The sequence below is a fragment of the Streptomyces sp. NPDC058052 genome (genome assembly GCF_042885515.1).
Taxonomy (GTDB): domain Bacteria; phylum Actinomycetota; class Actinomycetes; order Streptomycetales; family Streptomycetaceae; genus Streptomyces.
Window position 1 is genome coordinate 16,928 of the sequence record NZ_JBHVRX010000037.1, and the last position, 26,103, is coordinate 43,030.

A 26,103-nucleotide genomic window follows, 5' to 3' on the forward strand; every position below is an offset into this window, starting at 1 on the left:
GCCAGGCGGTACGTCCCGGCAGCCCAAGACGGTAAGCGACGCGTGTGTGCACTCTCCCGCGCATGAACACCACCACGTACGGCGAGCCCTGCCCCCTCTGCACCGAACCGCTGCTCCTGGACCTGCTCCAGGTGCGCTCCGCACAGTCCGACTTCCCCGTCGCCGAGCGCGTCACCGGGCGCCGATGCCCCGGCTGCCAGGCGACCCGACCCGAGCAGTGGACGGAAGCCATGCGAGACCGCTACGGCGACAGCTGATGGCGCCGTGCGAATGCTGCGCCCCGCTCTGCCCGTAGTTCCACTCCAACCCAATCCACCCTCATCGAGCACCAACCAGCGCACGACTGTCCCGAGCACCCGACACCGCTGAGCACACCACGTCGTCGAAGCCCTTCAACACGAACAGCCACCCCGCCCCCGGCCACCGGCCGGGGGCTTCGTGCTTCCTGGAGGAGTTCACCGTGCCCACCTACGAGGCCCTGCCCCGCTTCACCGCCGACCTGGACCGTCTCACCCCCGAGCAGCGCCGCCGCTTCCGCCAGACCGTGACGGCCTTCGTCGACGACCTGCGCACCGGCCGCTTCCGCGCCGGCCTCCGCGTCAAGCGCGTCCAGCGCGCGGTCGGCATCTACGAACTGACCTGGTCCATGGGCGCCGGACCCGCAGGACGAGCAACCTGGGAGTACGGACCCGAGTTGCGCCCCGGCACCCCGCACGTGATCTGGCGCCGCATCGGCACCCACTCGATCCTCACCGGCCCCTGACGGCCGGGCGCGGCCGGCGCGCCGGACCGGCGGAGGCGATCATGGGGTGCCAGCATCACGCGGACTGGCCGGACTCGTTGGGCGGGACATGAAGCACTCCACCTCCCTGGACCCGCTGGCCGAGAACGCGGTGATCGCGGTGTGCGCACTCGCCGACGCCGCCGGACCCGGGCAGTGGAGCTCCGGCGCCGTCGAGGACGCGGCCACCGCGCTGGAGGTACTCGCCGGGGCGCTGTCCGAGCTCAGCCCCGAGGTCGCCGAGCTCCTGGAGGTCATCCCGGCCGCCGTCGCCGCACTCCGCGAACGCGTCGAACACGCCCCGGCCTCAGCCGTACCCGCCCACCGCGCCGACGCCGCAGCGGACCCGGCGGTGCTGAGCACCGGACTGCGGCGGGCACTCACCGCACACAGCCTCACCGGCCACCGGGTCCACCAGCTCGGCCCCGCCCTGCTGACCGTCACCCTGGACGCGGCCCACGCTCAGGCACTCGCCGTACTCCTCGCCGCCCGCCGCGCACTCCCCCACCAACCGCCCGCCATCGAGGACGAACCCCGCTGGGGCGCAGGGCCGGCCGAGACGGCCGCGGCCGCGCTCGCGGTGGCACTGGCCGCCTACGGGCCGGGGACGTACGCCCGCGTCCTCGCCTCCGGACAGGTCACCGCCGGCCTCTCCCCGACGGCGGCCGCGCAGGTGACCGGTGCACTGAACGCCCGCCCTGCGCCCGCTGCCGGACCGTCGCGGCCCCGGCGCCGCGGGCTCGGGAACGGGTGGAAGGGCATCGACGCGGGGCGTTGACCGGGATAGCGCGAGGGCCCGGCCACCCAGGGGTGGTCGGGCCCTCGCGTCGTTTCCATTGGAAACGGTGGTCAGGTGCGGTCGGGGAATCCGATGTTGGTCATCAGCTTCCGGTAGTCGACGGCCGGCACCGAGTTGGGCAGAAGGATGGGCAGGGGGCAGCAGTCGTCGTACAGCTTCTTGGCGTCGGCCGAGTACCGGATGTACGGCGTGAGGATGTCGCCGTACAGGGATTCGGCGAGCGCCGTGGCCTTCCTGGCCGACGCTTCGGTGTAGCTGGCGGTCGGGGTGCCCGTGAGGATCAGATGGTTGACCGTCGGGCGGCCGGGGACCGACCGGCGGAGGCGGTTCTTCTCCCGGACCCGGTCGAGCTCCTCGAACAGCGGAACCAGCAACTTGACGTCCTTCGGATCGGCGCGGACCGACGGGATGACGGAGTCGTCCTCGTCGAGCATCCGGATCACGGAGTAGACCATCTTCCCGTAGCTGGCCGGGAAGTCGAGCCAGAAGACGTCGTCCTCGTCGCCGTCGTAGCCGAGCAGAATCTCAGCGAACCAGTCCTGCCGGTCCGCGTCCTCGGCGATTGCCGTGTCCGCGGTGGACATCTCCTTGCAGCTGGGCACGACGCGCAGGCCCGGGATGTAGGCGAAGGCGTCGTCTCCGTAGCCGTCGCCGATGCGGTAGCGGGCCGGCAGGGCGACCTCGTCCAGGGTCGCGGTTCCGTGGATGAGGTCGAGGACGGTCTTCCGTCCCTTCATGGCCTCTTCGTCGTAGCCGAGGATCGTGGTCGTGGACCGGTTGGCGTCGAAGTCGAAGATGGTGCCCGGGTACCCCCGCAGAGCTGCCTCGGTCGCCATAGAGGTGGCGCTGGTGGTCTTGGTGGATCCGCCGCACTCGAGGATGAAGGCGTAGATCTTGGGGTGGCGCCGCCCTCGGGGGCGGAAGCGGGGTTCGACGGTGCGCGTCACGCGTTCTCTCCTGTGGTGTCCAAGCCCAGTTCCTTCTTCTCCCACGCGGTCTCCGGGGCGTACTGCGCATGGTCCTGGAGGAGGCGGAGGTAGCCGGCCTCTCGGCTGCCCCACGAGTGCCGGCGGGCGGCGGTGCGGAGCTCGGCCGCGGCAAGCGCGCTTGCGAACGCCGCGAGTCGCTGAAGTTCACCGTCGCCCGAGTCCTGGACGGCGTTGAAGTAGGTGCCAGCGTTCTGGTCGTCGATGCCGTGACGTTCAGCTCGGCGGAGCCAGACCAGGGCGCGCTGCTGCGCGGCGGACTGCTGCTGCGGAGCGAGCAGAGCACCGGTCATGGCCTTGAGGAGGAGATCGCTGTCGGCCGTGTCGCCGACGTCCACGGTCTCCACGAGGAGCTGGCAGGCGGCGTCTCGCGCTGCGGCTGCCGCACTGCGGTCGCGCTCGTACTGGTCAGCCGACGGCTTGGGCTGCTCCTTCTTCGCCGTCGCACGGGGCTTGGCGGCAGCGTTTCCAGTGGAAACGGCCGCCGGCTGCGAAGCCCTGCCGTTTCCAGTGGAAACGGCACCCTCTCCATCGCCCACCTCGGAGTCGGGCGCATCGTCGGCCTGCCGCTGACGCGCGAGGATCTGCGCCTGCGCTTCCAGCGGACGCATGCCGCCCTGGACCAGGACCACCGCCTCCCGCTGCTCCTGGGCGTTCATCTTCTGGAGCTTCTCCGCGGTGCTGACAGCCAGCGTGCCGTCCCGGAGCGCCCCCTGCACTTCCGGCTCCAGGGCGAGGAGCTGCACGCGCTTCCACACGGTGCCCTTGGAGATGGCCCCCTTGGCGGTCTCGCCGACCTTCTGGGCGATCTGCTCGTACGAGAGCCCGCCGCTCCGCAGGGCCTCGTAGTGCTCGGCCTCTTCCAGGGGGCTGAGCTGTGCGCGGCGGAGGTTCTCGATGAGGGTGATGAGCCGGGCGTCGGCGACCTTGTCGTCCATCAGGACGCTGGGGATGATCTCCCAGCCCAGGGACTGGACGGCCCGCCAGCGGTGCTCCCCGAAGAGGATCACGTTCGAGGCGGTGATCTTCTCTGCCGTCTCCGGGTAGTGCGCGAGCCAGACGTCCGCAGGGATGTGCGCGATGTTCTGGAGGAGGCCGACTTCCGCGATCGTGGCCGCGAGCTCTTCGACGCCCGACATGGCCCGCTTGTTGAACGGGTTAGGGCACAGGTCCTTGGGGTGGAGTTCGACAGTGTCGCCGCTGCGGTCCTTGCCGCCCCGGTAGAACGCCTCTTCCTTGGATGGAACTGCGGGGGCCTGCTTGGTGCTCGTGCGCTTGGGCCTCGGAAGGTTGGCAGCCATAGATTCTCCAGGACGACAGAAAGTACGGCCAGAGACTAGCCGTTTCCAATGGAAACGCTGGCGCTCTCGCACGGCCCAAGCGGGGCCAGTCGGTGTCCCGCCAAGGCTGCGGTTGCCGTTTCCATTGGAAACGCCGTTGCCTCGTCCGGGGGTTGACGGAAGGCCATGCGCGGGCGGGGTCGGGAAACTCGTCTGCCGTTTCCATTGGAAACGGCAGACAGACAGAACCCTGGAAACGCCCCAAAACAGAAAAAGGCCCTGCCCCGGCAGTCCCGGGGCAGGGCTTCAGTGAGGAGCGTTGCAGGTCAGGCTGCCCAGCTCGCGGGCCCGCCTTCGTCGGGGTTGGGGATGCCGGCGGCGGCCGCCAGAGCTGCAGGGTGCCGCAGGGCGGTGACCGGCACAGCCCCCGGTTCGGTGGCCGGCACCCAGACCATGCGCCAGGTGTCGTCCCACTCGCATCCGCAGCCATGGTCCGGGTGCGGGTGCCGTAAGAAGATGCCGTGGGTGTGGACCGCACGCGGGATGAGGGGGATGAGCACGGAGGGATCGTCGCCGGGGTAGAGGTGCAGGTTCCGCCAGCCATGGATCCGGGCCATGTACGCGGCGGCGGCCTCGATGGTGTCGGTCCACTTCTGGTGCCCGAGCGCGAGGAACGCGACGGGGTAGAGGTGGTCGCCGGTGGGGTTGTCGATCCCGGTGACGTGGAGGCCGCGGTGGGCGATGAACCCGCTGTCGGGGGCGTCGTCGGCGCAGGGAATCCATATCTGTTCGATGGGGTGCAGGGTGCCGTCGTCGCCCTCGCTGGCCGCGACCTCGTACAGGCCGGTGGTGGTCATGCGCTCGCTCCGGTGCCGGTGTCGACCGTCGTCTTGAGGACGCGCGGCAGATGGACGTGGAAGTGGTCGACGTCGACCTGACGGCCGCGGGCGCGAAGTTCTCGGGCAAGGAGTTCGGTGAGGCCGGCAGCCCTGTGCTTCCCGCCGGCACAGCCGATGGCGATGCGGCGGGGGCCGGCGGGCAGGTCGGCGTAGTCGGCGAGGTTGGCGAGCAGTTCGCGGGCGCCTGGGGTGTTGAGAACGATGTCCTGAACACGGGGGTTGAGGCCGTCGAGGTCGAGGATGTCGCGGGCGGCGGCCGGGTCGCGGAGCCGGTCGCGGACGTCCTCGATCCGGTCGGCGGCGGGCGGGACGGGGGAGCCGTCCGGGCCGGTGGGCAGGTGCAGGTAGCCGAACGAGATCAGACGGATCGGGTGCAAGGTGTCTCCTGCTCCAGGTGAAGGGGGGACGGGGCCGCCCTGTGGTGTCCGGGCGGCTCCGTCGGGCGCGGGTGCGGGCGTGGTGAGGTCAGCGGGTGGGGCGCAAGGCGGCGTTGAGGATGTCGGCGTGGTCGAACGCGAGCGGCTGGGGGAGGTCGGTCAGGGGCCACCAGCGGGCGTCGCGGGCGTCGTCTCCGGCCGTGGCCTGGGTGTCGGCGGGGACGGTGGCGAGGTAGGTGACGGTGACGTACCGGCCGCGCGGGTCGCGGTCGGGCTGGTCCCAGACGCCGACCAGGTGCAGCTCGTCCTCGGCCACGCGGACGCCGGTCTCTTCCTCCAGTTCGCGGACGGCGGCCTGGAGGCCGGTCTCCCCGTCATCGACATGGCCGCCGGGGAGCGCCCAGTGGCCCTCGTAGGGGTCCCAGTCGCGCTTGATGAGCAGGACGCGGTCGTCTTCGGTGACGGCGACGACGTCAGCGGTGTAGCGGATCGTCGCGTGGTTCTCGTGGGTGTCGGTCATGGTCGGCTCCTTGCACGGGTGCTCGGTGGGGATCGGTCGGGTGGAGCGGGGGCCGGCTGGTGGGCCTGGCTCTTGGGGCGGGTCAGTCGGTCTGGCGGATCGGCATGAGGAGGTAGCGCAGGGCCTGGTCGTCGCTGCCGTGGCCGCTCAGGACGGCGGGCTTGGTGGGCGAGGTGAAGTCGAACCGGACGGACTCGGCGGTCAGCGCGCTCAGTCCGTCGAGGAGGAAGGCCGGGTTGAACGCGATGGTGAGCCCGTGGCCGTCGAGGGCGGTGTCGACGGCGTCGAGGGCCTGGGCGTCGTCGCCGCTGCCGCTCTCCAGTACGAGGGTGCCGTCGCCGGCGAAGGTCATCCTGATCGGGCCGTCCTTCTTCGGCGAGACGAGGGCGACGCGCTGGACGGCGGCCTTGAGGGCGTCGATCTCCACGGTGGCGGTGTGGGCGAACTCGGTGGGGAAGAGGGAGGCGTACTTCGGCAGCTCGCCGTCCAGGGCGCGGATGGTGGTGGTGTGCTGCTCGCCGCGCAGGGCGAACAGGCCGCTGCGCGCCGGGAGGACGAGGTCGACGGTGGCGTCGCCGGCGGCGGCCTTGGCGGCGTCGAGGAGGGCGCGGCCGGGGATGACCGCGCCGGTGTCGGGGAGGTGGGCGTCCTTCCACGGCAGGGTGCGTACGGCGTAGCGGTAGCGGTCGGTGGCGGACAGGGTGAGCGTGGACGCCTCGTGGTCGTGGCGCAGGCTGACGCCGGTCAGGACCGGGAGGGCTTCTTCGCGGCTGACGGCGCAGGCGACCTGGGCGACGGCTTCGGCGAAGGCCGGGGCGGACAGGGTGCCGGTGACGTCGCCGGGCTCGGGGAGCGTGGGGTACTCCTCCAGGGGCAGCAGCGGCAAGGTGAAGCGGGCGGATCCGGCGCGCAGGGTGAGGCGGGTGCCGTCGAGGTCGAGGTGGACGTCGTCGCGGAGGGTGGCGGTGATGTCGGCCAGCAGCCGTCCGGGGACCAGGGCGCGGCCGGGCGTGGTGATGGCGGCCGGGACGGTGGTGTCGGCGGAGACCTCGTAGTCGAAGGCGCGGATGCGCAGGCGCTCGTCGCCGGTGGCGTCCAGGAGCAGGCCGGCCAGGACCGGGGCGGGGGGCCGGGAGGGCAGGGTGCGGGCGGCGTAGCCGACGGCCGCGGCGAGGTCGGCGTGGTCGATGCGGAGCTTCACAGGGGTGTCCCTTCGGGCGCGGTGAGGTCGAGGAGCAGCTGCGCGGCCGTGGGGGCGGGGCCACCCGGTGGTCTCGGGCGGCCCCGCCCCGCGCGGGGGTGCGGGGTCAGGGCGTGGGCGGCGGGCTGCCGGACTCGTGGGCGTGGATCAGGTCGGTGATGGCGTCGGCGTGTTCGGCGGTGCCGACCCAGGTGCCTGCCTCGGTGAAGACCGGGACGGTGTCGACCTCGGGGTTGAAGACCACGAGGTAGGGGCCGTAGCGGTCGAGGACCATCTCGGCGAGGTGCCGGGCGGGCGCGGGGGCCAGGAGCTCCAGGGCGTCGACGTCCATCCGCGGGCCGGTCTCGGTGTGCGGGGCGGGCAGGACGAGGTGGCCGCCGACGCGCAGCAGGTCGCCGGGCCGCATCAGGTTGAGCAGCGCGTGCGCGAGGTGCGGGTCGGCGGTGCGGCAGGCGAAGACGGTCTCGTCGGCGGCGTCGTCGGTGGGCGAGGAGATCACCCGGAACCGCGCGGTGAGGCCGTCATCGCCGGGGACGGGGAGCTCGTCGAGGTAGCCGTCGAGGACCAGGGGTATCGCGCTCATCGTCAGCTCGCCTTCCGGGACGGGGCGGTGGGGTGGGCGGCGGCGTACTTGTCCAGGACGGTCTTGGACGGCAGGCCCCGGTCGGCGACCTGGTGGCCGTTGGCGCGCGCCCAGGTCCGGATCGCGGCGAGCTCCTCGCGGCTGTAGGCGCCGCTGGTGCCGGTGCGGATCGGGGTGGGCGCGGCGTCGGCCGGGCTGCGGGTGCCGTTCTTCACGGCGCGCAGCTCCTGCTCGGCCTTCTCCAGCGCCTCGCGGGCTTCGGCGACGCGGGCCTCCGCCTCGCGCTGCGCGGCCTCGCTGTCGCGGCGGGCGGACAGCTCGGTGAGGGCGGCGGTGATGCGGGCGGCGCTCTTGCGGACCGAGGCGGCCGGGTGCGCCGCCGCCCACTCGATCAGCTGCTGGAGGGAGTCGGAGCCCGACAGCGGGATGACGGGCACGTCGATCACCGGGGACATGGAGGCGTCGGCGCGGGGCAGTTCGAGGACCTTGTCGGCGATGAGGTCGCTCAGCTCGGCCTCGGTCAGGCCGGTGGTCTCGCGGATGTCCTGCTCGCTGGCGCCGTCGGCGTGCATCGACAGCGCGACGGACTGGTGCGCGGAAAGGGTGCCGGTGGTGGTCGTCATGGTGGCGGGTTCTCCGGTTTCCGGGAGCGGGTGGGTGGTGGCGGGCAGTCCGAGGACGTCCAGGAGGAGCGCGAGGTCGGTGGTGTCGCGGGCGTTCCGCGCGACGGTCCGCGCGGCGGCGGCGAGCTCAGGTGCCGGGCTGGGGTTCACGGCCAGCGCTCCGGCCCGGGCGCTGACGGTCAGTTCGGTGAACACGGGCGCCTCCTACGCGGCCTTGAGGCCGGCCTCGAGCCGGGAGCGGTTGAGGCGCTGCTCCTCGGCGGTGAGCTGCGGCAGCAGCTTCATGGGCCCGTGGAGTTCGCGGTCGAGGTGGACGATGCGGGCCTGGGCCACGGGCAGCGGGGTGTGCCGGGCGGACTCGGCCCGCTCGCGGCGGGCCTGGTCCCGGGCGGCCAGGACGTCCACCCAGTCGGGTCCGAGCCGGTCGACCAGGCGGCGGCGCAGGACGCGGCGCTGGCCGGGGGTGGTGCCCGCGAACACGTTCTCCGCAGTGAGCGTCTCGTTGACCAGCGCCCACCGCAGGCAGGCGGTGACGACCGGGCAGGCGGAGCAGGAACGCCGCGCCGCCTCCAGCCTCTTGCGTGCCGCCTTCTTCGTGTCGCCGCTGAGGTCGCCGAAGCCGAGGTCGAACAGGGCCGGGTCTCGGCGGCAGCGGGTCGGGGCGGTGGTGTGCGGGAAGGGGGAGCGGGGGTCGGGAGCGGGCTCGGTGGGGTGGGTGCGGCTCATGACGCGGACTCCGGGGTGAGCTGGGGGAGCTGGAGGCGGACCTGGTCGACGAGGTCCTGCGTCGGCTTCCACGCGCCGAGTTGCCCGCGGACGGCGGGGATCGGCAGCGGGAGCTCGTGGACGTCGGCCAGGACCAGGTGCCAGGCATCGGTCTGAGCCCAGGGGGAGCAGGGCGGGGTGCCGGCCGGGTCCTGGTGGCAGTCGGTCAGGCGGGCGATGCCGATGACAGCGCCGGTGTGCAGGTCGCGGCCATGGATCGCGGTGGCGACCAGCGGGTCACGCAGCGGGGCGCGTTCGGTGGCCTGTCCGGCGTGCAGGAGGAGCCAGCCACGCCACGGCCAGTGCACGGGCCGGTTCTCAATGTTCTTCCCGGCGAGGAGGCAGGTGGCCCAGGGCTGGCGGACCGTGATGCCCCGCACCCAGGTGCCCGGGTCGCCGGGCAGGGCCGAGTTGCTCATGCGGCACGCTCCAGCGCGGTTCCGGGCCGACCCACGCGGCGGCCGTTGACGGTCGGCGTCTGGAGGTCCTCGATCTCCGCCCAGCCGTAGTGGCCGGAGTGCTTGGTGCGGTACATCGAGACGTCCGCGCCGCGCATCAGGGCGGGCAGGGCGTGGATGCCGAGGTAGTCGGGGACGGCGGCGCCGACCGACGCGGCGACCGCGACGGGCCCGGCCTCGGTGGGCACGGGCTCGTGCAGGGCGTCCACGAGGGCTTGGAGGTGCTGCCCGATCGCGTCCTCGCCGACTCGGGTGGCGACGGCGAACTCGTCTCCGCCGAGGCGGCCGACGACTCCGTGGGGTCCTGCCCAGCGGGCGAGGCGCTCGCCGGTCGCGGCGAGCGCGGCGTCGCCGGCGGCGTGGCCGTGGGTGTCGTTCAGTTCCTTGAAGTGGTCGAGGTCGACCAGGCAGAGCAGGGCGTCCTGCCGGTGGCGGGCGAGGAGGCGCTGGGCGCGGCGCTGGAACGCGGCGCGGCGCTGGGCGCCGGTGAGCGGGTCGCGGCGCTCGGCCGCGAGGCGCCGGTGGAGCGTGAGGGCGTGGAGGGTCCAGCCGGTGAGCGGGACCGCGAGGGTGGTGATGAGGAGAGCGCGCTGCCCGAGCGGGCCCGGAACGCGCGTGACGGGGTCCATACTGGATCTCCCTCTCGTCTCGTACGAGTTGGGTGGCCCGGGGCAGGCGAACTGGTTTGGACGCCGATGTGCGCCTGTCCCGGGGCGGAGCTACAGCGCGAAGCCGCTGGGGGTGCAGCTGAGCGGGTTGTGCCAGGGGCCGGCCTTCGCGGCCGTCCACTCCATCTGCCAGCCGGGCCGAAGCCCGGACGCTCCCCAGCTGTCCGGCTGCCTGCCGGGGGTCTCGAGGCCGGCCGTGTGCGCGGCAAGCGCGGCGTCGTACACCTCGTGCGCGCGGCGCAGGGCCGCGGCCGGGGAGTCAGCGACGCCGGTGAAGACGTGCAGTCCGTGCCGGTCGGGGTCGGTGCTGTCGTGTATCGGGACGTCTACCTCGTAGAACTCGCGGTTCGGCATGACGCCCATCTCCTTCCTTGTCTGGTGCGTGAGGGGCCACCGCGACCGCCCCGGCTGCGAAGGGCCGGGGCGGCACGGAGAGCCCGTCAGGCAGCGACGGCGGCGGGGGAGTCGAGGCCGGTGCCGCGGAGCGCGTCCAGGACGTACGCGTCGAAGCGGGCCTGGTGCTGGGCGGCGACCGCGTGGCCGGTGGCGCGGCTGTAGGCGTAGCTGTACGCGTACATGCTGGCGTCCGTGTCGGCGAGGGCCTGGTCGACGGCGTGGCGCGCGAGGTGCTCGATCCAGGTCTGCGCGGCCGACTCGCGGTGGGCGTGCGACGTCGTGAGGGCCACCGACTCCGCCCACCGTCCGCTGCCACAGGCGCGGCCGCCGCCCTGCGCCCAGTTCCACTGCCGCTGGCGCATGCCCTCGGGGTCGGCGTCCCAGTCTGCGGCCCAGCGGACGGCCTGCTCGGGGATCTGCTGCTGGACGACGTCCAGGACGTCGCGGCCGGCGGCACCGAGCGCGCGGTGGGCGTCGGTCTCCTCGAGGACGCGGATCTGGTGGGAGAGGAGCCGGTAGGGGTAGTGGCGCTGGCCCCAGTTGCCGGCCTCGCCCAGCGGTTCCACGATCCACAGCCGCACGGGCCAGGTGATGGGCCAGATGCCGGTGTCCTCCAGCGCCTCGCCGACGCGCATGACCATGCGGAAGTACGAGAAGGGGCTCTCGTCGAACCACAGGTTGGTGCAGGGCTTGGGGTGGTCGACGACCTGGCCGACGTTGTCGGCGAGGTTCACCGGGGTGCCGGCGTGCCGGGACATCTCGATGGTGCCGTCGGCGGGGGTGGCGATGTACCAGGTGTCGGGCTGGCGGGCCATGCGGTCCTCCGTGAGGGGGTGGGGGCGGCCGGGGCCGCTCGGTAACCGGGTGTTGGGCGGGGTGCGCACGTCGGCGGTCAGGCGCGGTAGACGGGCGGGCGGACTCCGGCGCGGAGTTCGCGGATGAGCGAGCAGGGGCCCTTGATGGCGCAGTACGCGTCGTCGGTGTCCGGCAGGGCGTTGCCCTGGGTGCCCCACATGTCGCGGGCGACCGCGTTCACGACGCGCAGCATCTCGCCGTCGCTGGGGCGGCAGGCGCTGCTCTTGTCGCCGACGCCGTGCCGGTGGGCGCTGATGATGTGCTGGCGGGCCTGGCGGGCGGCCCAGCGGCGGCTGTCGGGGCCGGTGTTCTCGTGCACGTGCCCGCTGTCGTGGAAGGTGTCGAGGTGGCAGGCGGTGCAGTGGTAGGTGACCATCTGCTTCGGCTCGCTGTCGGGAAGCCACTTGCCTTCGAACTCGTAGACGATGACCTCGGCGCCCGGGATCTCGGTGTGGGCGAAGGCGGTGACGAGGCCGACGCCGTCCGCGATCCCACCGCGCTGCGCCTGGTTCCAGAAGACGCGGGGGAGGAAGGTGTCCCAGCCCTTGCCGTGGGGCCACTTCGCGTACATGACGCCCTGCGAGGGGTCGAAGGTCGCCGTGCCGTCGATGTTGTCGCGCTTGTACTGCTCGATCTGCTCGATCGATCCGAAGTACGTGGCGCTGAACTCCTCGGACTCGAGGAAGATCAGCCCGTACCCCTCGGGGCGGGTGTCGTGGCCGTTCTCCCGCAGCATCTCGACCATGTCCTCGTAGCCCGGGTTTCCCGGGGCGATGGTGCCGACGAGGGGCAGCCGGTAGGCGTTGCAGCTCGTGACGTGGGCCGGGTTGGTGTCGCTGACGTTGTGCGCGTTGCCGTACGTGGTGGTGATCGTGATGCTCATGCGTGGGTGTCCTTCCCGGGTTGACAGCGCGCGGCCGGCGCGGGGCGGGTCGCGGCGGGTGGTGGTTGTCCGGCGAGGCGGTGGGGCGCGGCTCAGGCGCGGATCGCGTCCGCGTACTGCGCGTCCAGGTCCGCGCGGCTCTCGGGGTCGTCGTCCTGGTCGTGGTCGGCGGGTCCGCCGTGGACGGTGCAGACGGTGTCCGTGTCGGCAAGGGCGCCGGTGATCGCGTCGAGGAGCGTGGTGACCGAGTGGGCGGGGGTCCAGGCCGGGGCGGTGCACTCGTCGTCGACGGGGCACGCGGTCAGCAGGTCGAAGCCGTAGTCGCCCTCGCCGTCGATGTCCTGGCGCAGGGCGAGGCGGAGGCGGTCGGCGCCGAGGGTGATCTCGGCGCCGCGGTCGCCGCCGGCGAGCGTGGAGCCCTCCACCCACCGCCACAGCGGCAGGACCGCGTCGCCGAAGACGCGGCGGACCAGGAGGAGGGAGCCGAGGCCGGGGTGGCCGTCCCAGCCGAGGTCGGCGCGGCGGGTGTCGCTGGCCCGCTGCAGCAGCGGCTCCAGGCGGTGGAGCTGGTCGGCGAAAACCACGTGGTCGAAGCCTTCGGCGCTCAGGCCGGGGAAGGCGGTGACGGCGGCGGCGTGCTGGGCGCGGACGGTGTCGGCGGGCACGGCGCGGTCGGGGGTGCGGGCGGTCTGCCGGTTGACGCAGAGGGAGACCGGGGTGCCCATGAGGACCGCGACCGCAGGGACACCGTGGCGGCGGGCGGCCTGCACCAGCCCCGCCCGCACGGCCTTCTCGCAGTTCGTGGCGTCGATGACGGTCGTCTTCTTGCGGGTCAGGCGGGCTTCCAGGACGGTCCGCAGGGCGGCGACCGCGTCGGCCGTGGCGGCCTGGTCGCCGGCCTCGTCCGAGACCATCGCCCGGAACGCGTCGAGCTCCAGCACCTGGGAGGGGGACCAGGTGGAGGCGAAGGTCGACTTGCCGGAGCCGGCAGCCCCGATCAGGACGACGACGGCCGGGTCGGGGATGGCCGTGTCGAGCGGCTGGAGCGTGGCGTTGAAGGTGCGGGCCATGAGCGCGAGTTCTCCTGTCGCGGGTGTGCGAGGCCGTTGGACGGCCGGGGCCGGGCTGTCCGGTCCTCCGCACCGCCCCCGGACTCCGCGCGGTGCGCGGGCCAGGGGCGGCACAGAAAGCCGTCAGACCGTGCTCGGCGCCACCGCGTCGAGGTCCTCGGCCGTCTTGCGGGCGCGCGGGACGAGGTCCTCGAGGATGTCTCGGACGTTGGTGACGGGGACCGGGGTCGGGTCGTCGGCGGTCAGGAGCGTGTAGCGGTGCTCGGCGATGCCGCGCTCGTTCTCCTCGCGGCTGTAGTGCAGGACCGTGCCGGGGGCGAGGTAGTAGGTGGCCTCGCCGTTGATGTAGCCGCGCCACCGGCCGGGGTTGCTCAGCAGCTGGTCGCTGAGGTCGATGCGGTAGGCGGCCTGGGCGGCGCGGCGTGCGGCGTCGTCCTCGGCGGCCGCGGCGACCTGGTCGACCGCCTCGCTCAGGCCGCTCGGTACGGCGACGCCGCGGGCTTCGGCCGCGCGGGTCTGGGCGGCGGCCCGCATGTCGGCGACGTCGGCCTGGGCGAAGCGGCGCAGCGGGGCGAGCACCGCGTCGGCGACCGTGGTGAAGAGGAAGGTGCCGCCGAGCGCGACGGCGCCGGTGGCGGCCAGGCGCAGGTCGGCGTCGAAGGTGGCCGGGTAGTAGGTGTAGCCGGCCACGGCGCCGCTGGCGGCACCGGCCAGCATGGTGACCATGTCGGCGCCGTCGAGCAGGGCCTGGATGGAGCGGCGTACGGATGCGCGCACAGCGGGTTCCCTTCGGGATGGGTGAGGGCGGCCCGCAGAACTGCGGGCCGGTCCTGGGCGGGTCAAGAGAGCGGTTCGTCGTGCCCGGCCGGACGGCGCGGGCGGGGGAGCGGCCGGTTACCGGGTCTTCGCGCCGGTGGTGGCGATCAGGGCGGCGACCGTCTCCCAGCCGTGGTGCCAGGCGCTGTCGAGGTGGAAGGCCCCGTTCATGCCGAAGTCCGCGAGCTTGTAGAAGCCGCCCTTGCCGGTCTTGGTGGCGAGCTTCTCCAGCAGGCCCTTGCCCGGGACGCGCCGGTCGGCGGCGTAGTGGGTGCCGAACGAGATGGCGAGGGCGGCCGCGGCGGCGGCCGGGTGGACGCGGATACCGAGCGCGCGGGCGCCGAGACCGGCGACGATCGCCTGCGTGGCGGTGTAGGTCAGGCAGTGCTCCAGGCACGCCTTGCGGCCGTCGGCCGTGCCGTGGACCGTCTTCGTCTCGGTGACCGGGTCCTCGTAGGTGACCGGGTGGTCGTCGGACGCGCCCTTCACCCGGGCGCAGAAGTCCGACTGCACCCAGAAGTCGCCGGCGGCGCTGGCGGCGCGGGTCAGTCCGAGCACGGCGGCGAAGACGGCGGGACGGTGAGCCTGCATGAGGGGTCCTCTCGGTTCAGGCGGCCAGAAGGTGCGGGGTCGGGGGAGCGGTGTAGGAGGCGGGGTCGGCGGGCGTGCCGTCGTGGCACTCCAGGCACGAGCCCAAGGTCTTCAGAGGGATGCAGTGGAAGTAGCGCCGGCGGCAGGTGCCGCAGGTCTGGCGGGCGGCCATCGCGGCGTCGAGCGCGGCTTCCTTGGCGAGGGTCATCGGGAACTTGGGCCTGGCCAGGTCGATCCGGTACAGCCACGCGAACCGCCGGCCGCCGCGGCACTCGATGCGGGCGACGGGCTCCTGGCCGCCGGGGCGCAGGCCCATCTCCCGCAGCTGGCGGCGGGTCGCGAGCCCGGGGCCGGCCTGGCGCCACCGGAAGACCGGCAGCGAGCCGTCGCCGGGGTCGTGCGGGTCGACGTCAACCAGGTCCTCGTCGGTGTCGTGGGCGTGCACGGGTGCCTCCCCCGGAGTGAGTGGGTGGTCTCGCTCGGTGCACCACCACCATGCTGTAAAGGGGTTTACTGTGTCAATGGGTTACCAGACGAAAGACGTTGACAGGCTGGTGGGATGGCTTGATCCTCGTAGGCATGACGAATTCGGAGACCTCCGCGCACGTCGGCGTCACGGAGATCGGGGAGATGCTGGGCGTCAGCCGCCAGCGGGCGAACGCCCTTGTGGCCAGGCCGGACTTCCCGCCGTTCCTTGCGCGGACGAAGGCGGGCCGGGTGTGGGAGCGGGCGGCCGTCGAGGAGTGGGAGAAGGGCTGGGACCGTACGAACGTCGGCGGCCGGCCTCCCAGATCCGCCCCGAAGCAGTAGCAGCACACCGACCGGCCTCGAGCTGGAAGCGCGCCGCACGGATCATCCGTGCGGCGCGCTTCTGCGTGAAGCCGGACCGGACGTCACCGGCTCCAGGCGCCGGGGAGCCGGGCGGGGTGCCGCGGGTAGCGGGGGCCGGGGCGCTGCGGACGGGGCCGTCCGATCCGGCGGCGCGGGCGGGGGATGAGCACGGGCGTCCTCCAACGGGATGGGTGGCGGGCAGTGCTGGGCTCCGTCGACAGAGCACGGGGTGAGGGCGGGTGGCCGGTCGGCCTGTCCGGTCACCGGGGACCGGCCGCTCCCGAGGTGCGGGGCGAACCGGTGCCGGTGGCCAGGCGGGGCGGTCGGAGCCTGTGTCAGAGGGCGGCGGTGACGACGAGGGCGATGAGGGCGGCCGAGCCGCCGATCAGGAGGGCGGAGCCGGTGCTGGCCCACCAGTAGTGGCCCAACGTCTTCTCGTCGCGCAGGTCGCTGAGGCCGTCGGCGATGCGGGCGTGGAGCACGGCCAGCGGGGACAGGGCGGTGTACCAGCGGCCCTGGCGGTCTATTTCGCCGCCGAGTTCGCCGTCGGGGAAGTGGCCGCCGTGGACGGCCTGGCGGTGGGCGTCGCCTTCGGCGGCCAGGTCGTCGGGGTGGAGGACGACGGGGCTGGTGGTGCGGCAGATGGTGCAGCGGTAGCGGTATCGGCGCACGGTGTTCGGTCTCCCGAGAGGGTGATGGTTTCGGGCAGGGAACGGCGACGCCCCGCCCGGAAGGGATCCGGGCGGGGCGTGAGCCGAGCTGTGTGCGGGTGTCTCCGCGTCAGGGCGGAGGAGACGGTCAGGTGTTGATCTGCCTGCGGACGTCTTCGACACGGCGGATGAGCTCGGTGGCCATGTCGGTGATCGCCTGGAGCTGCCTGTCGATGTCGGCCGGGTCCGAGCCGGTGAACGAGAACGACCGGCCGTCGTCGCTGCCCGGCTGAGGACCGGTGAACGAGAACGACCGGCCGTCGTCCGGCTCGGGGTTGGTGAACGAGAACGACACGGACAGCTCCTCCAGCGTCAGATGTTCATGTGGTGGGCCCGCCGGATGGCGGCCTCCCACACGCTACGCACCTGCGCTCCGCTGTGGGAGTCGTTCCAGGCGGGGATCGCCTCCCACTTCTTGCCGTGCTGGCGCCGGGCCTCGTCCAACAAGAGGTTCCCGGCGTCGCGGTAGGCAGCACTGCGGGAGCCGGCCGCGGCGCGCAGGGCGCCGATGGAGCAGCGGGCGCCCTCGGAGTTGATGAGGCTGTACCTGGCCCAGCCGTGGGTGTCGAGAAAGGTGAGCGCGTCGGTGAGGGTCTTCTCCACCGGCCCGGTCAGGCGCACCGGAGCGGCGGCGGTGAGGGGAACCTGCGCGGGAACCGCAACAGCCGCAGGGCGCGCGGGTGCCGGGGTGGGGTCGGGGTCGAGGAGCCGGAACGCCGCCGCGTACAGGTCCTGGTCGACGGGGGTGAAGTCGGTCTTCTGGGTGTAGGTGTTCATGCTGCCTGCCACAGTCCGTTCTCGTTGGTGACCTCGCCCCGCTTCTTCAGCTCGGACAACCGCGGCTTGACGCGAGTGGCGGGGATCTCGAGCTTGCGGGCGATGGTTTCGGCGGTCATGGGGATGGCGTGCTCCTGGAGGAGCTCGAGGATGCGCGGCTTGATCAGCTCCTGTCCGTCGGACGCCGCCGGTGCCCCGCCCGGCCGGGCGGGCCCGGGGACGGCGTGGAGATGGGCGGGGTTGTGGTGGGCCGCCGACTCCTGCGAGGAGGGGGCGCCCTCGGCCGCGGCAAGGAGGTCGGCGAGGCTGCCGATCAGGTTCTTGCCGCGCTTGTCGACCATCGGCGTCCTCGCGATCGCGTCGCGCTCGCGCCAGGCGTCGCAGTGCTCGATCCCGACCGGCCGCTCGCCTCCGGCGAGGGAGACGGGCGGCACGTCCAGGTGCAGGGAGCGGAACTGGACGGCCTGGCTGCCGGGGGTGAGGAGGTAGCCCAGGCCGAAGGTGCCGTCCTCGGGAGCGGCGGCGGCCTCGGTGGCCAGGCCGGACATGTCGCGGTCGGCGACCTTGGCGTACTGGCCCGGCCACTGCGAGGGGATCATCGACAGGTCGATGCCCTCCGCGCCCTCCACCGCGTTCGCCCCGACCAGCGAGCCCTGGCCCTTGGCGCAGCGCAGGAACACCGCGCCACCGCCGATCAGCAGCTGCGAGCGGATGACCGTGCTGTTGCCGAGGTCTTCGGCGAGCGGAGTCTGGGTGGCCAGGACCACGCCGATGCCCCGCTTGAGGGACCGGCGGGTGAGCTGCTCCACGATCGCCTTCGCCTCCAGGTGGTACGGGGAGGAGGCCGACAGCAGCATGTGCGCCTCGTCGATGACGACCAGGATCAGCGGGTCGGTGAAGGGGAACGCGGGGGAGCGGTAGCGGGCCTCGCGGTCGAGCATCATCGCGTAGGCCAGGCGCAGCGCGCCCATCGCCTCGTCCAGGCCGTCCCCGAGGTACGCGGACAGCGAGGCGCCGGCGATGGTCCCGGCCTGCGGGGAGGCGAGGACCACCGCGATGCCGGAGCGGTGGGCGGAGAGCAGGATCTGCTCCAGCAGCCCCGACTTGCCCGACCGCGATCCGCCCACCAGGTAGAGGTGGCGGGCACCGGAGCCGGGCTGCGCCAGCGGCAGCAGCGCGGCCCGGCCATCCACGTAGGTCCCGGCGCGGACGTAGCCGCGCGAGTCCATCGCCAGCTCGTCCAGAACCGAGGAGAGCATCGTGCCGTGCATCAGCGCGTGCTCCCGCATCACCCGGATCCCCATCTGCGACGGCTTGTCGCCGGGGGCCAGGGCGATCTGGATCGTCTCCAGGTCGAGGTTGCCCGCGAGGTCCTGGAGGTTGACGGTCCCGATCGCCCGGCGGTCGCGGGTCGCAATGCCCTCCCAGTCCAGCGGCCCGTCGTAGCGGGTCACGGTCAGGGAGGTGCCGGGCATCGCGCCTTCCGGCACGCCGACGTACGCGGCCCACAGCTCCTCAGGCGTCGTGGGGGCACCGGCCGCGATCTGCGGCTGCTCCGCCGGCGCCGTCAGCTGCACGGTGACCGGCAGCGCGTTCGGCGCGTAGTGCTTGGGGTCTCCCAGCTCGATCTGGGAGATGGGGACCCGGTAGACGGAGGCGATGTCGCCTTCCCGGACCCGCACCTGCTGCCCGGGGGGCAGGGTGATGATCCCGGTGAACACCACGTGGCCGCCGTCGACCTGGAGGACGAGGTGTTCCAGGGCGGCGCCCGGCTGGATGAGCTTGCGGCCCTCGGTCTGGGTGGGCCCGGAGATGAACTCCGCCCAGAAGGCGGCGATCACCTGCTCCTGCGACGTCAGCCCCGCCCCCGTGCCCGCGCTCTTGGTGATGGTCGCGGGCGTGAGCGCGGGCACGGGGGTGTGGCCGGCGAGGTTGCGGTGGTGGGCCAGGGCGGCCGCCCCGGCCGGGACCGCGAGCCCGAGGGCGATCAGCGGGTTCATGCCGCTGGCGAGGACCTCATGCGCGGCGATGCCGCAGCCGGTGGCCGTGAACCCGCACCCGATCAGAGAACGCAGAACCGGGGCGGAGGCGTTGACGGCCCACGCCCCGGCTCCGGCCGCCGCGGCGGCGAGGGCGGACCAGGGGCCGGCCACGAGTGGCACCACCGCAAGAGCGGCAGGCGCGTACTGGATGAACTGAGCTCGGGTCGGCCCCACGGTCTTGTTCTCCTTACGGCTGGGTGTAGAAGGCGGCTTCGGCCATGTCGACGGGGGAGGAGTCCACCGCGTCGGCGATGCCGCCGTGGTCGTTCTCGGTGGTGGTCTTCGCGTCGTCGGCGGCCGCGGAGGCGCTGTCGGCGGCGGAGGTGTAGGCGCCGGCCGCGTCCTTGACGCCGGTCATGGTCAGCGCGGCGTCGGCGAACTCGGAGGTCGTGGCGTCGTCGACGGCCAGCGCCTTCATCGTCTCGGAGGCGTCCAGCATCTGTTCGGCGGCGTCGTCGACGTCGGCGGCGAGCTTGGTGACGGTCTGGGCGTGCGCGTGGACCTTGTGGGTGAGCCAGGCCAGCTTGGTGCGCAGGGCCGCGTAGTTCGCGGCGTCCTTCAGGGTCTCGGTGGCGCTCATGCGGGGCTGCTCCTCTTCTATCGGGCGTTGTAGAAGTCGCGCTCGGCGGGCTTGGTCAGGGGGGAGTCGGCGACGGCCCGGAAGATGCCGCCGTGCCGGGCCTCGGCGTTCGCCGAGGCGGTGCGGCACGCCTCCTCGCCGCCCTGGATCTTGTCGTGGACGTCCTTGGCGGCGGCGGCCTGGAGGTCGAGCTGCTCCTTGAGGTACTCGCACTTGCCGATCAGGCCCGCGCCGACGCCCTTCGCGGTGATGTCGGCGATGAGCGTGTCGCAGTCGGTGGCCAGCTCCGTGGCCTCGTCCATGAGTTCCAGGGCGGTGTCGGTGCTGGCCTGGCACAGGGTGGCCGAGCCGTCGGCGAGGTCGATGACCTGGGTGAGGGTCATGACCTCGCCGCCGCTGTAGGTGCGGGTCTTGCCCGCGGCGGTCGTGACGTGGACGCCCTTGTCGTCGACGGTCGCGGCGTGCGGGACGGGCGGGTTGGGCTGCATCGCGGGGTCCTTCCGGATGTGGTCGGGCAGCTTGACGGTGCGGGGCCGCGGGATGGTGCCGGCCGGGGGGACCGCGGAGCCCGGCGGCACCGTCGTCGGCGGGGTCGTCGTGGACGAGGTTCCCGACGGCGGCGTCGTCGTCGAGGAGGTCCCCGACGGCGGCGTCGTCGTCGAGGAGGTCCCCGACGGCGGCGTCGTCGTCGAGGAGGTCCCCGACGGCGGGGTGGTCGTGGACGAGGTCCCCGACGGCGGCGTCGTCGTGGACGAGGTCCCCGACGGCGGCGTCGTCGTGGACGAGGTCCCTGTCGGCGGGGTGGCTGCAGAAGGTCCTCCGGAGGTGGAAACGGAAGGCTTCCCGGTCGGCTTTTTGAGGTAGCCCGAGCGCCATCCGTCGCGCAGGCCACCGGCCATATGGGCACCGGCCAGGAGCCCGTAATGCGTTTTCGCCGCGATGTTGTACGGCGTGTTTCGGAATGTGTCCGGCGCCCGGGTCGGATTCCATTTGTCTTTTGTTTTTGCGGGGGGTTTCTTAATTCCCGCCTGTTCGTATTTGCCGTGCGTTTTCTCCACGCCGAACACGTAGCTGATGGCGAGGAGTAAGAGGAGTTCCATGAGCCTCCCTTCTGTGACGCTGTGTGGTCTCCGGCGGTTACCGGTTACCGGTTACAGGCCCCTGAGACCCCGGTTCGGGTCGTCCGCGGGGCGGTTCCGGGGGTGTTCGGGGGCTGTAACCGGTAACCGGTAACCGCGCTCGGTCACTCAGCGCGACGACGAGCCGATGTTGTTCACGGTCGTGTTGGCCGTGTTGAACACGGACTCCAGCGTGCTGCGGATCTCCTCGCTGAACGGCGTGTACGGCAGGAAGATCCCGGAGACGATCAGCATGATGCAGATCGCCATCTGCTTTCCCTTGGTCTTCTTGAAGGTGAAGAAGAGGGCCCAGCAGAACAGGGCGAGGGCGAAGAACTGAAGCGTCATGTCACGCACCCTTCTCGAAGGTGAATCCCTTGTCGTTCATGGGGGTTACCGCGCCCGAACCGGAGGGCACGGAGAGCTTCTTGTAGGCGATGAATCCGCCGCCTCCGATGAGCGCCACCCACAGCCAGGGGCTGGAGGTGATGCCGCTGTCGGAGCTGGAGCCGGCGGGCTGCTGGGCCTTGGTGGAGGCGGTGCTGAAGACCGGGGCGTTGCACTCGGGGATCCTGGAGACGTCGTAGCTGGACGCCTTGGCGACCGCCGCGGCGCGGCCCTTCATGCACTCGCGGTAGACGGTCATCTCCCGCTCGTACGCGGCCTTGGCGGTGGCCTCTTCGGTCTCGGCCCGCTGCTTGTCGGCCTCCGCCGCGACCAGGGCGTTCGCGGCGTCCTCCTTGGCGCGCGCACGCTCCTGGGCGGCCTGGTCGGCCTGCATGTTGGTAACGGCGACGACCGTTCCGCACACGGCGACGACGGCGATCGTGCCGCACACGGCGAGGGCCGCGGTGTTGCGGCGCATCCCGTCGACGGCGGCGGAGAAACGCGAGGTCGCGGGCTTGTTCGGCTTCTCCGGAGTCTCGGGCGTCGGGGGGTTTGCGGGGGTCGCGGGGGTCTGGGGGTTCATGAGGGTGAACTCCTTGTCCCAGTCGATGCCGGACATGGGCGGCTGCTCCTTTGCGATGTGGGTTCGAGCCCGTCCAGGCGTGCCGGAAGCGGGGTCTGATCAGGGGAAACGTGCTGTACTGGCGGTGGCTGCTTCCGGCAGTCGCGAGGAGGGCCAGCCCGATTAGCGCGGGCTGGCCCTCCTTGGTGTGTGCCGGACGGGTGGGTCAGGTGAGGTGCTTGTCGGCGTCCTCGGGCCGCAGCAGGCCGGCCTCCTTCAGCAGCCGGACCGCGCGGGGCAGGTTGACCGAGAGGTCGGTACGGGCCCGGTAGAGGGTGACGTAGCCGTCCTCGTCGCGCGGGAGCGCCTGTACGAGCGGGAGGAGTTCGGCGTCCGTACGGGCGGGCGTACCGGGTCGGTCCGTACCGGCTGTACGGACCGTACCGCCGGTTCCGGTTGCGCGGGAGGAGGCGGTGGCCGTACCGGTACGGCCACCCTGTACGGCGTCGGGGCCGGGCTGGGTACGGACGCTGACCGTGCCGGTGCGCTCCTGTACGGCCGGGTGAGCCGTACCGGTACGCCCTCGGGGCGCCGTACCTGTACGCGCCGCCAAGTCAGGGGTGGTGTGTACGCCGTATGTACGGTCGCTGTACGGCCTGGTCAGCGCCCCTTCGCCCCCGTCGTGGTGCGAGGGGTGCGTGAGGGCGTGTGCAGGGTCCGTACCGTCGTGTCCGGTGCCCGTACCGTCCGCTCGTCCGCCGTTGTTCGCGGCGTACAGGTCGCTGTGGGCGGGCTGCGTACGGCCGGATGCGATGCTGTCCGTACCGTCCGTCCGGCGGTGTGTACCGGTACGGGCGGGCGTTCCGTTTCCGCCGTCCATGCCGGTACGGACCGGCGTACCGGCGGCCGTACCGGACGGGGCGGCCGTACTGCCGTGGCCGTCCGTACCGTCGTCGTGCATGAGGGTGTGTACGCGCCAGATGACGGCCACGAAGATCAGGACGACGAAGGTGGTGAGCCACCACGGAGCCGACCCGCCCTCGGGAACGAGGTGCGCCTGCTCGGAGAGGTGGAAGACCACGTTGGCCGACGCCATCAGCAGCAGCGCCGCCGCGATGTCCCGCTTGGTGCGGAACGCGGTGACGCAGTAGACGTCGATCGACACCGGCAGGAGCGGGGCGACCCACTCGTTGATGCCGACCATCCGGGCGAGCTCGTACTCACCGGAGGCGGCGAGCCCGACGCCGGCGGCCAGCGCGACCCACGGCGCCATCTTCCACAGCTTGCCGCCGAGGTTCTGACGCCAGCCGCGCCACTTCGAGGCGGACTTCTTCGCCTCGCGGGCCTCGGTCAGCAGCCGGCGGGCGCGGGCCTCGTCGGCCTGCGCCCGCTCGGTGATGCCCTTGGCCTTGCGCTCCGCCTCGCCGGTGATGCGCTCGGCCTCCTTCTGCGCGGCCGCACGCAGCTCCTGAGCAACCGTCGTCGCCTCGGTCCGCAGCTTCTCCCGCTGCTGGTCGCACGCCGACTTCAGCCCGGCGAGCTCCTCGGCCAGGGCCTGGCGCTTCGCCGCGGCCTCGGTGTCGAACTTCTCGCCGAGCTCGCGCAGCTCGGCACGCAGCTCGGCGCGGGCCGACTCCGCCTCGGTGTTCACGGCGGCGACGTGGGCATCGGCCTCCCGGCGCCGCTCGGCGGCGGCCTCCACCGCGTCCGCGTACAGCGTCTCCGCCTCCGCGCGCCGAGCGTCGTACTGCTCGGCGGCGGCCCTGGCCAGCTGGGTGTGGCGCTCGCGAGCCTGGTCGACCTCCTTCTGCGCGGCGGCGAGCAGGGTGTCGGCCTCCTGGCGGGCGCGGGCGAGGATCTGCCCGGCCTCGTTGCGACGGGCCTCGACCAGGGCGCCGATCTCGGTGAGGTCGGCCTCGGCCAGGCGCCGCAGCTCGGCAATCGCCGTCGCGGTGGCCTGGTGGTCGGCGGCGGCCAGCTCGGTCAGCTCCGTGACCTGCGCCCGCGCCTGGGAGAGGAGCTGGTCGGCGCGGGAACGGGCGTCGGCCAGGAGCCGGTCGGCGTCGCCGCGCAGCTGCTGCGCCTCCTGGCGCACCGTCTCGGCCTGGGTGGTGGCCGCCGCCCGCTGGGCGGCGGCCTCCTCCTGGGCGCCGGCCGTGACGGCCTCGGCGCGGGTGCGCGCGTCGGCCAGGAGCGCGGTGGTCTGCTCGTGGGTGTCGGCGACGGTACGCGCCGCCTGCTCCTCGGCCTGCGCCTGGAGGGCGAGGGCCTGGTCGCGGGCGGTGTCGATGATGTCGGCGGCCCGGTCGCGGGCGTCCGCGACCCTGGCCAGCGCCGCCCAGTCCGTCTCCAGCGCCGCCGTGTCCGCGACGGTCTCCGTCTCGGGGGTCGGGGCCGGGGCCTGGGCGGGCAGGGTGGAGGTGGCGGGCTGCGCAGCCGTCGTGGCCGTCGTCTTGGTGCGGGCGTTGGCCCTCTTACGGGTTCGTGTGGCGGCCACGCCGCCTCCTTCCAGGTCGGGTGCCGCCCCGGGAGGCCCGGGGCGGCGGTTGTACGGGGTGGGTGGGTCAGCCGCGCGGGGCGGGCAGCTCCGGCGTCGTGTTGGCGATCGCGTGCTGCCGGGTGAGCCACGCCATCGCGGCCGCCGTCATGTCGGCGGCCGCGGCGTCGGCGTGCAGCGGGGCGGTGTCGATGTCGCGCATCGCGTCGGCCGGCGGCAGCAGCCGCATGTAGTCCGACCGCACCTGGCTGATCACGCGGCCGGAGACCAGGGCGAACAGGTCATAGCCGCCGGTCATCCAGGTGTACGTGATCTTGCAGACGAAGGTGTGGTCCGGCTTGCCCGCCCAGAACAGCGCCGGGTCGCGGTACAGGACGAAGTCACCCGTCCTGAAGACGGTGGCGGGGCTGGTCTTCTCGGTGCTGGTACGCACAGACGCCTCCTCAGCGTGTTGTGTCCGGACTGTCCGGCTCCCCTCGCCCCGTCCGTACCGGCGCACAGGCCGGGACGGGCGGGGGAGGCAACCGACAGGCGGGAGGTGGGTCATTCGACGCCGATGAAGCGGAACGCCGCGAAGGCGGTGCCGCGCGGGTCGGCGGTGGCCTGCACGATGCGGTCGGCTTCACCGGTGTCGCCGCGGTTGACGGCGTCGGCCGCCGCCCGGGCCGCGACCCAGTCGATGCCCGCCGTCGGCGTCGCGTTGGTGGCGCGGCGGTGGAGCCGGGCGCGCAGCGTGCGCCAGGCCCGGCGAATCGGGCGCCGGCGGCGGGCCTGGTTCACCCGGGCGGCGGCGTCGCGGTGCCCGAGCTCGCGGAGGATCTGCTCGGAGTCGTAGTCGGCGGCGGTCCAGCCGTCGCGGCGGATGGTGCGCATGGCGCCTCCTGGGGATGGACGTCGAGCCGGGCCGATGCCCGGATCCGGGGGATGCGAAAGGCCGACCGCCCGCGAGGCGGGCGGCCGACCTGGTGGAACGGCGTGGTGCGGGATTGAAGTTGGGTTCGCGTCCTACAGGGCGGGACTCTCACCGCGCGAGCGCCGGCCGAAGTCGTGGCGCTCGTTGGTGCGGCGGAGGTTGTCCTCCAGGCGCTTGTGGTCGGCGTCCGTCATGCCACCGCCCCGTTCCTCGCGCCCCGGGCGCGGTTCCGGGCGGCGCGACGCTTCATCGCCCGCCGCTCGTCCTCGCTGAGCCCGCCCCAGACGCCGGAGTCCTGCCCGGACTCCAGCGCCCACTGCAGGCACGCCTCCATGACCGGGCAGCGGCGGCAGACGGCCTTGGCTTCCTCGATCTGCAGCAGGGCGGGGCCCGTGTTGCCGACCGGGAAGAACAGGTCCGGGTCTTCCTCGCGGCAGACCGCGTTGTGGCGCCAGTCCATCGCGGTCACTTCCCCTGCCGGACGCGGCGCAGGGCCTCGTCCATGTCCGTGTCGGAGTCGCCGTTGTTCCGTGCGATGCTGTCCTGCATCAGGTCCTCCACGTAGGTCCTGGACAGCCCCGGGGGGTTCCAAGTCGCCGGGGCTGTCGTCGTGTTGGCGGGTCGTACGACCAGCCGCGACCAGCGGCCATCCCCTTGGTGCAGTAGGGGTTGGCCGGTGATCGCGGGCGTCCGTCCGGGGCCGGATGGTCAGGCGGCGGCGTACTCGGGGCGGCATCCGGAGCGGACCGTCCTGCGCAGGCGGGCGGCGTAGGGGAGCAGGACGTCGACCAAGCGCTCGCGGACGCGGGCGGTGATTGCCGGGTCGGCGGCGAGGATGTCGCGGGACGCGTCGACGCGGGCGGTGATCTCGGCACCGTGCGCGAGGGCGAGCTCCTGGCGGCGGTCGGGCGGGACGGTCAGGACCGCGGCCGCGTACCGGCGCATCTCCCGGGCGGTGCCCGCGGGCTCGTGCATCTCCAGCGGCGTGCCGAAGGCGATGTCGAGGTCGACGTCGAAGTCGGCGGAGAGCGGGACGTCGAGCTCGTCCAGGAGCGCGAGCGTCTCGGCGTCGAACACCTCGCCGGTGCTGGGCCGGTGGGACGTCAGGGTCGAGGTGGCGGGCATCAGGACCTCC

36 protein-coding genes are annotated in these 26,103 nt (G+C 72.8%); 5 read left to right on the plus strand and 31 right to left on the minus strand.

The window, feature by feature from the left end; genetic code table 11:
- The first annotated feature begins 62 nt into the window (after positions 1-62).
- From ACFVU3_RS34045 to ACFVU3_RS34055, 3 genes are all read left to right on the plus strand, one after another.
- Positions 63-257 carry a hypothetical protein gene (locus ACFVU3_RS34045; protein ID WP_390072456.1) on the plus strand — a complete coding sequence of 65 codons (195 nt, stop codon included), beginning with the start codon at positions 63-65 and terminating at the stop codon, positions 255-257.
- A gap of 203 nt (positions 258-460) precedes the next feature.
- Complete coding sequence (locus tag ACFVU3_RS34050; RefSeq protein WP_390072458.1) at positions 461-763, plus strand: hypothetical protein; 303 nt, start codon at positions 461-463, stop codon at positions 761-763.
- An 88-nt stretch (positions 764-851) separates the two neighbouring features.
- Positions 852-1,559, plus strand: a complete 708-nt coding sequence (locus ACFVU3_RS34055) for a hypothetical protein (protein ID WP_390072459.1) — start codon at positions 852-854, stop codon at positions 1,557-1,559.
- A gap of 71 nt (positions 1,560-1,630) precedes the next feature.
- On the opposite strand, the gene ACFVU3_RS34060 is transcribed toward ACFVU3_RS34055, so the two are convergent.
- The 18 genes from ACFVU3_RS34060 to ACFVU3_RS34145 all read right to left on the minus strand — a co-directional run bounded on the left by ACFVU3_RS34060 (position 1,631) and on the right by ACFVU3_RS34145 (position 14,996).
- Positions 1,631-2,527: a ParA family protein gene (locus ACFVU3_RS34060; RefSeq protein ID WP_390072461.1), complete on the minus strand. Its 897-nt coding sequence runs from the start codon at positions 2,525-2,527 to the stop codon at positions 1,631-1,633.
- Positions 2,524-3,867: a ParB/RepB/Spo0J family partition protein gene (locus ACFVU3_RS34065; RefSeq protein WP_390072462.1), complete on the minus strand. Its 1,344-nt coding sequence runs from the start codon at positions 3,865-3,867 to the stop codon at positions 2,524-2,526. The genes ACFVU3_RS34060 and ACFVU3_RS34065 overlap by 4 nt, the downstream gene beginning before the upstream one ends.
- A gap of 305 nt (positions 3,868-4,172) precedes the next feature.
- Positions 4,173-4,703 (minus strand): hypothetical protein, encoded by a 531-nt coding sequence (locus tag ACFVU3_RS34070; RefSeq protein ID WP_390072464.1) that lies wholly within the window; start codon positions 4,701-4,703, stop codon positions 4,173-4,175.
- Positions 4,700-5,122, minus strand: a complete 423-nt coding sequence (locus ACFVU3_RS34075; RefSeq protein WP_390072466.1) for a hypothetical protein — start codon at positions 5,120-5,122, stop codon at positions 4,700-4,702. The genes ACFVU3_RS34070 and ACFVU3_RS34075 overlap by 4 nt, the downstream gene beginning before the upstream one ends.
- Before the next feature lie 88 nt (positions 5,123-5,210).
- Positions 5,211-5,642 carry an NUDIX hydrolase gene (locus ACFVU3_RS34080; RefSeq protein WP_249004861.1) on the minus strand — a complete coding sequence of 144 codons (432 nt, stop codon included), beginning with the start codon at positions 5,640-5,642 and terminating at the stop codon, positions 5,211-5,213.
- Positions 5,643-5,724: 82 nt separating this feature from the next.
- A complete protein-coding gene (dnaN, locus tag ACFVU3_RS34085; protein ID WP_390072468.1) occupies positions 5,725-6,843 on the minus strand; it encodes a DNA polymerase III subunit beta in 1,119 nt (372 codons plus the stop codon).
- 106 nt (positions 6,844-6,949) lie between these two features.
- Positions 6,950-7,426, minus strand: coding sequence for a hypothetical protein (locus tag ACFVU3_RS34090; RefSeq protein WP_390072470.1), 477 nt, complete (start codon positions 7,424-7,426; stop codon positions 6,950-6,952).
- Between the two features lie 2 nt (positions 7,427-7,428).
- The gene (locus ACFVU3_RS34095; protein WP_390072472.1) at positions 7,429-8,244 is read right to left on the minus strand and encodes a histone-like nucleoid-structuring protein Lsr2; all 816 of its coding nucleotides are present in this window, start codon (positions 8,242-8,244) and stop codon (positions 7,429-7,431) included.
- A gap of 9 nt (positions 8,245-8,253) precedes the next feature.
- Complete coding sequence (locus ACFVU3_RS34100; protein WP_390072474.1) at positions 8,254-8,775, minus strand: WhiB family transcriptional regulator; 522 nt, start codon at positions 8,773-8,775, stop codon at positions 8,254-8,256.
- Positions 8,772-9,233: a hypothetical protein gene (locus ACFVU3_RS34105; protein WP_390072476.1), complete on the minus strand. Its 462-nt coding sequence runs from the start codon at positions 9,231-9,233 to the stop codon at positions 8,772-8,774. The genes ACFVU3_RS34100 and ACFVU3_RS34105 overlap by 4 nt, the downstream gene beginning before the upstream one ends.
- On the minus strand, positions 9,230-9,901 hold the full coding sequence (locus tag ACFVU3_RS34110; RefSeq protein ID WP_390072478.1) for a GGDEF domain-containing protein: 672 nt from the start codon (positions 9,899-9,901) through the stop codon (positions 9,230-9,232). The genes ACFVU3_RS34105 and ACFVU3_RS34110 overlap by 4 nt, the downstream gene beginning before the upstream one ends.
- A 90-nt stretch (positions 9,902-9,991) precedes the next feature.
- Positions 9,992-10,294 (minus strand): hypothetical protein, encoded by a 303-nt coding sequence (locus ACFVU3_RS34115; protein ID WP_376501583.1) that lies wholly within the window; start codon positions 10,292-10,294, stop codon positions 9,992-9,994.
- An 86-nt stretch (positions 10,295-10,380) separates the two neighbouring features.
- Positions 10,381-11,151 (minus strand): hypothetical protein, encoded by a 771-nt coding sequence (locus ACFVU3_RS34120; protein WP_390072480.1) that lies wholly within the window; start codon positions 11,149-11,151, stop codon positions 10,381-10,383.
- A 77-nt stretch (positions 11,152-11,228) separates the two neighbouring features.
- Positions 11,229-12,074, minus strand: coding sequence for a hypothetical protein (locus ACFVU3_RS34125; RefSeq protein WP_390072482.1), 846 nt, complete (start codon positions 12,072-12,074; stop codon positions 11,229-11,231).
- A gap of 92 nt (positions 12,075-12,166) precedes the next feature.
- A complete protein-coding gene (locus ACFVU3_RS34130; RefSeq protein ID WP_390072484.1) occupies positions 12,167-13,144 on the minus strand; it encodes an AAA family ATPase in 978 nt (325 codons plus the stop codon).
- A 123-nt stretch (positions 13,145-13,267) separates the two neighbouring features.
- A complete protein-coding gene (locus tag ACFVU3_RS34135; protein ID WP_390072486.1) occupies positions 13,268-13,921 on the minus strand; it encodes a hypothetical protein in 654 nt (217 codons plus the stop codon).
- Positions 13,922-14,038: 117 nt separating this feature from the next.
- Positions 14,039-14,551 (minus strand): hypothetical protein, encoded by a 513-nt coding sequence (locus tag ACFVU3_RS34140; protein WP_390072488.1) that lies wholly within the window; start codon positions 14,549-14,551, stop codon positions 14,039-14,041.
- A gap of 16 nt (positions 14,552-14,567) precedes the next feature.
- Positions 14,568-14,996, minus strand: coding sequence for an RRQRL motif-containing zinc-binding protein (locus ACFVU3_RS34145; protein WP_390072490.1), 429 nt, complete (start codon positions 14,994-14,996; stop codon positions 14,568-14,570).
- 134 nt (positions 14,997-15,130) lie between these two features.
- On the opposite strand from ACFVU3_RS34145, the gene ACFVU3_RS34150 reads away from it, so the two are divergent.
- Entirely contained in the window at positions 15,131-15,361 is a 231-nt protein-coding gene (locus ACFVU3_RS34150; RefSeq protein WP_249004874.1) for an AlpA family transcriptional regulator, read from the plus strand.
- A 356-nt stretch (positions 15,362-15,717) separates the two neighbouring features.
- On the opposite strand, the gene ACFVU3_RS34155 is transcribed toward ACFVU3_RS34150, so the two are convergent.
- From ACFVU3_RS34155 to ACFVU3_RS34180, 6 genes are all read right to left on the minus strand, one after another.
- On the minus strand, positions 15,718-16,053 hold the full coding sequence (locus ACFVU3_RS34155) for a hypothetical protein (protein WP_390072492.1): 336 nt from the start codon (positions 16,051-16,053) through the stop codon (positions 15,718-15,720).
- Between the two features lie 127 nt (positions 16,054-16,180).
- Positions 16,181-16,387 (minus strand): hypothetical protein, encoded by a 207-nt coding sequence (locus ACFVU3_RS34160; protein ID WP_249004876.1) that lies wholly within the window; start codon positions 16,385-16,387, stop codon positions 16,181-16,183.
- Between the two features lie 17 nt (positions 16,388-16,404).
- Entirely contained in the window at positions 16,405-16,869 is a 465-nt protein-coding gene (locus tag ACFVU3_RS34165) for a hypothetical protein (RefSeq protein WP_390072494.1), read from the minus strand.
- The gene (locus ACFVU3_RS34170; protein ID WP_390072496.1) at positions 16,866-19,085 is read right to left on the minus strand and encodes a hypothetical protein; all 2,220 of its coding nucleotides are present in this window, start codon (positions 19,083-19,085) and stop codon (positions 16,866-16,868) included. Before ACFVU3_RS34170 ends, ACFVU3_RS34165 begins: the two co-directional genes overlap by 4 nt.
- A gap of 13 nt (positions 19,086-19,098) precedes the next feature.
- Positions 19,099-19,491, minus strand: a complete 393-nt coding sequence (locus tag ACFVU3_RS34175) for a hypothetical protein (protein ID WP_249004791.1) — start codon at positions 19,489-19,491, stop codon at positions 19,099-19,101.
- A gap of 17 nt (positions 19,492-19,508) precedes the next feature.
- Complete coding sequence (locus ACFVU3_RS34180) at positions 19,509-19,979, minus strand: hypothetical protein (RefSeq protein ID WP_249004792.1); 471 nt, start codon at positions 19,977-19,979, stop codon at positions 19,509-19,511.
- 31 nt (positions 19,980-20,010) lie between these two features.
- On the opposite strand from ACFVU3_RS34180, the gene ACFVU3_RS34185 reads away from it, so the two are divergent.
- Positions 20,011-20,355, plus strand: coding sequence for a hypothetical protein (locus tag ACFVU3_RS34185; protein WP_390072498.1), 345 nt, complete (start codon positions 20,011-20,013; stop codon positions 20,353-20,355).
- A gap of 383 nt (positions 20,356-20,738) precedes the next feature.
- Here the strand turns inward: ACFVU3_RS34185 and ACFVU3_RS34190 are convergent, their stop codons facing one another.
- The 7 genes from ACFVU3_RS34190 to ACFVU3_RS34220 form a co-directional block, all read right to left on the minus strand.
- Positions 20,739-20,957 (minus strand): hypothetical protein, encoded by a 219-nt coding sequence (locus ACFVU3_RS34190; RefSeq protein WP_249004794.1) that lies wholly within the window; start codon positions 20,955-20,957, stop codon positions 20,739-20,741.
- A 1-nt stretch (position 20,958) separates the two neighbouring features.
- Positions 20,959-21,615, minus strand: coding sequence for a hypothetical protein (locus tag ACFVU3_RS34195; RefSeq protein WP_384563212.1), 657 nt, complete (start codon positions 21,613-21,615; stop codon positions 20,959-20,961).
- 169 nt (positions 21,616-21,784) lie between these two features.
- The gene (locus ACFVU3_RS34200; RefSeq protein ID WP_390072500.1) at positions 21,785-24,055 is read right to left on the minus strand and encodes a hypothetical protein; all 2,271 of its coding nucleotides are present in this window, start codon (positions 24,053-24,055) and stop codon (positions 21,785-21,787) included.
- A gap of 67 nt (positions 24,056-24,122) precedes the next feature.
- The gene (locus ACFVU3_RS34205) at positions 24,123-24,488 is read right to left on the minus strand and encodes a hypothetical protein (RefSeq protein ID WP_390072502.1); all 366 of its coding nucleotides are present in this window, start codon (positions 24,486-24,488) and stop codon (positions 24,123-24,125) included.
- Positions 24,489-24,598: 110 nt separating this feature from the next.
- Positions 24,599-24,928 (minus strand): hypothetical protein, encoded by a 330-nt coding sequence (locus ACFVU3_RS34210; protein WP_390072504.1) that lies wholly within the window; start codon positions 24,926-24,928, stop codon positions 24,599-24,601.
- 230 nt (positions 24,929-25,158) lie between these two features.
- On the minus strand, positions 25,159-25,428 hold the full coding sequence (locus ACFVU3_RS34215; protein ID WP_384563222.1) for a WhiB family transcriptional regulator: 270 nt from the start codon (positions 25,426-25,428) through the stop codon (positions 25,159-25,161).
- Positions 25,429-25,676: 248 nt separating this feature from the next.
- Entirely contained in the window at positions 25,677-26,093 is a 417-nt protein-coding gene (locus tag ACFVU3_RS34220; RefSeq protein ID WP_390072506.1) for a hypothetical protein, read from the minus strand.
- Positions 26,094-26,103 lie beyond the last annotated feature (10 nt).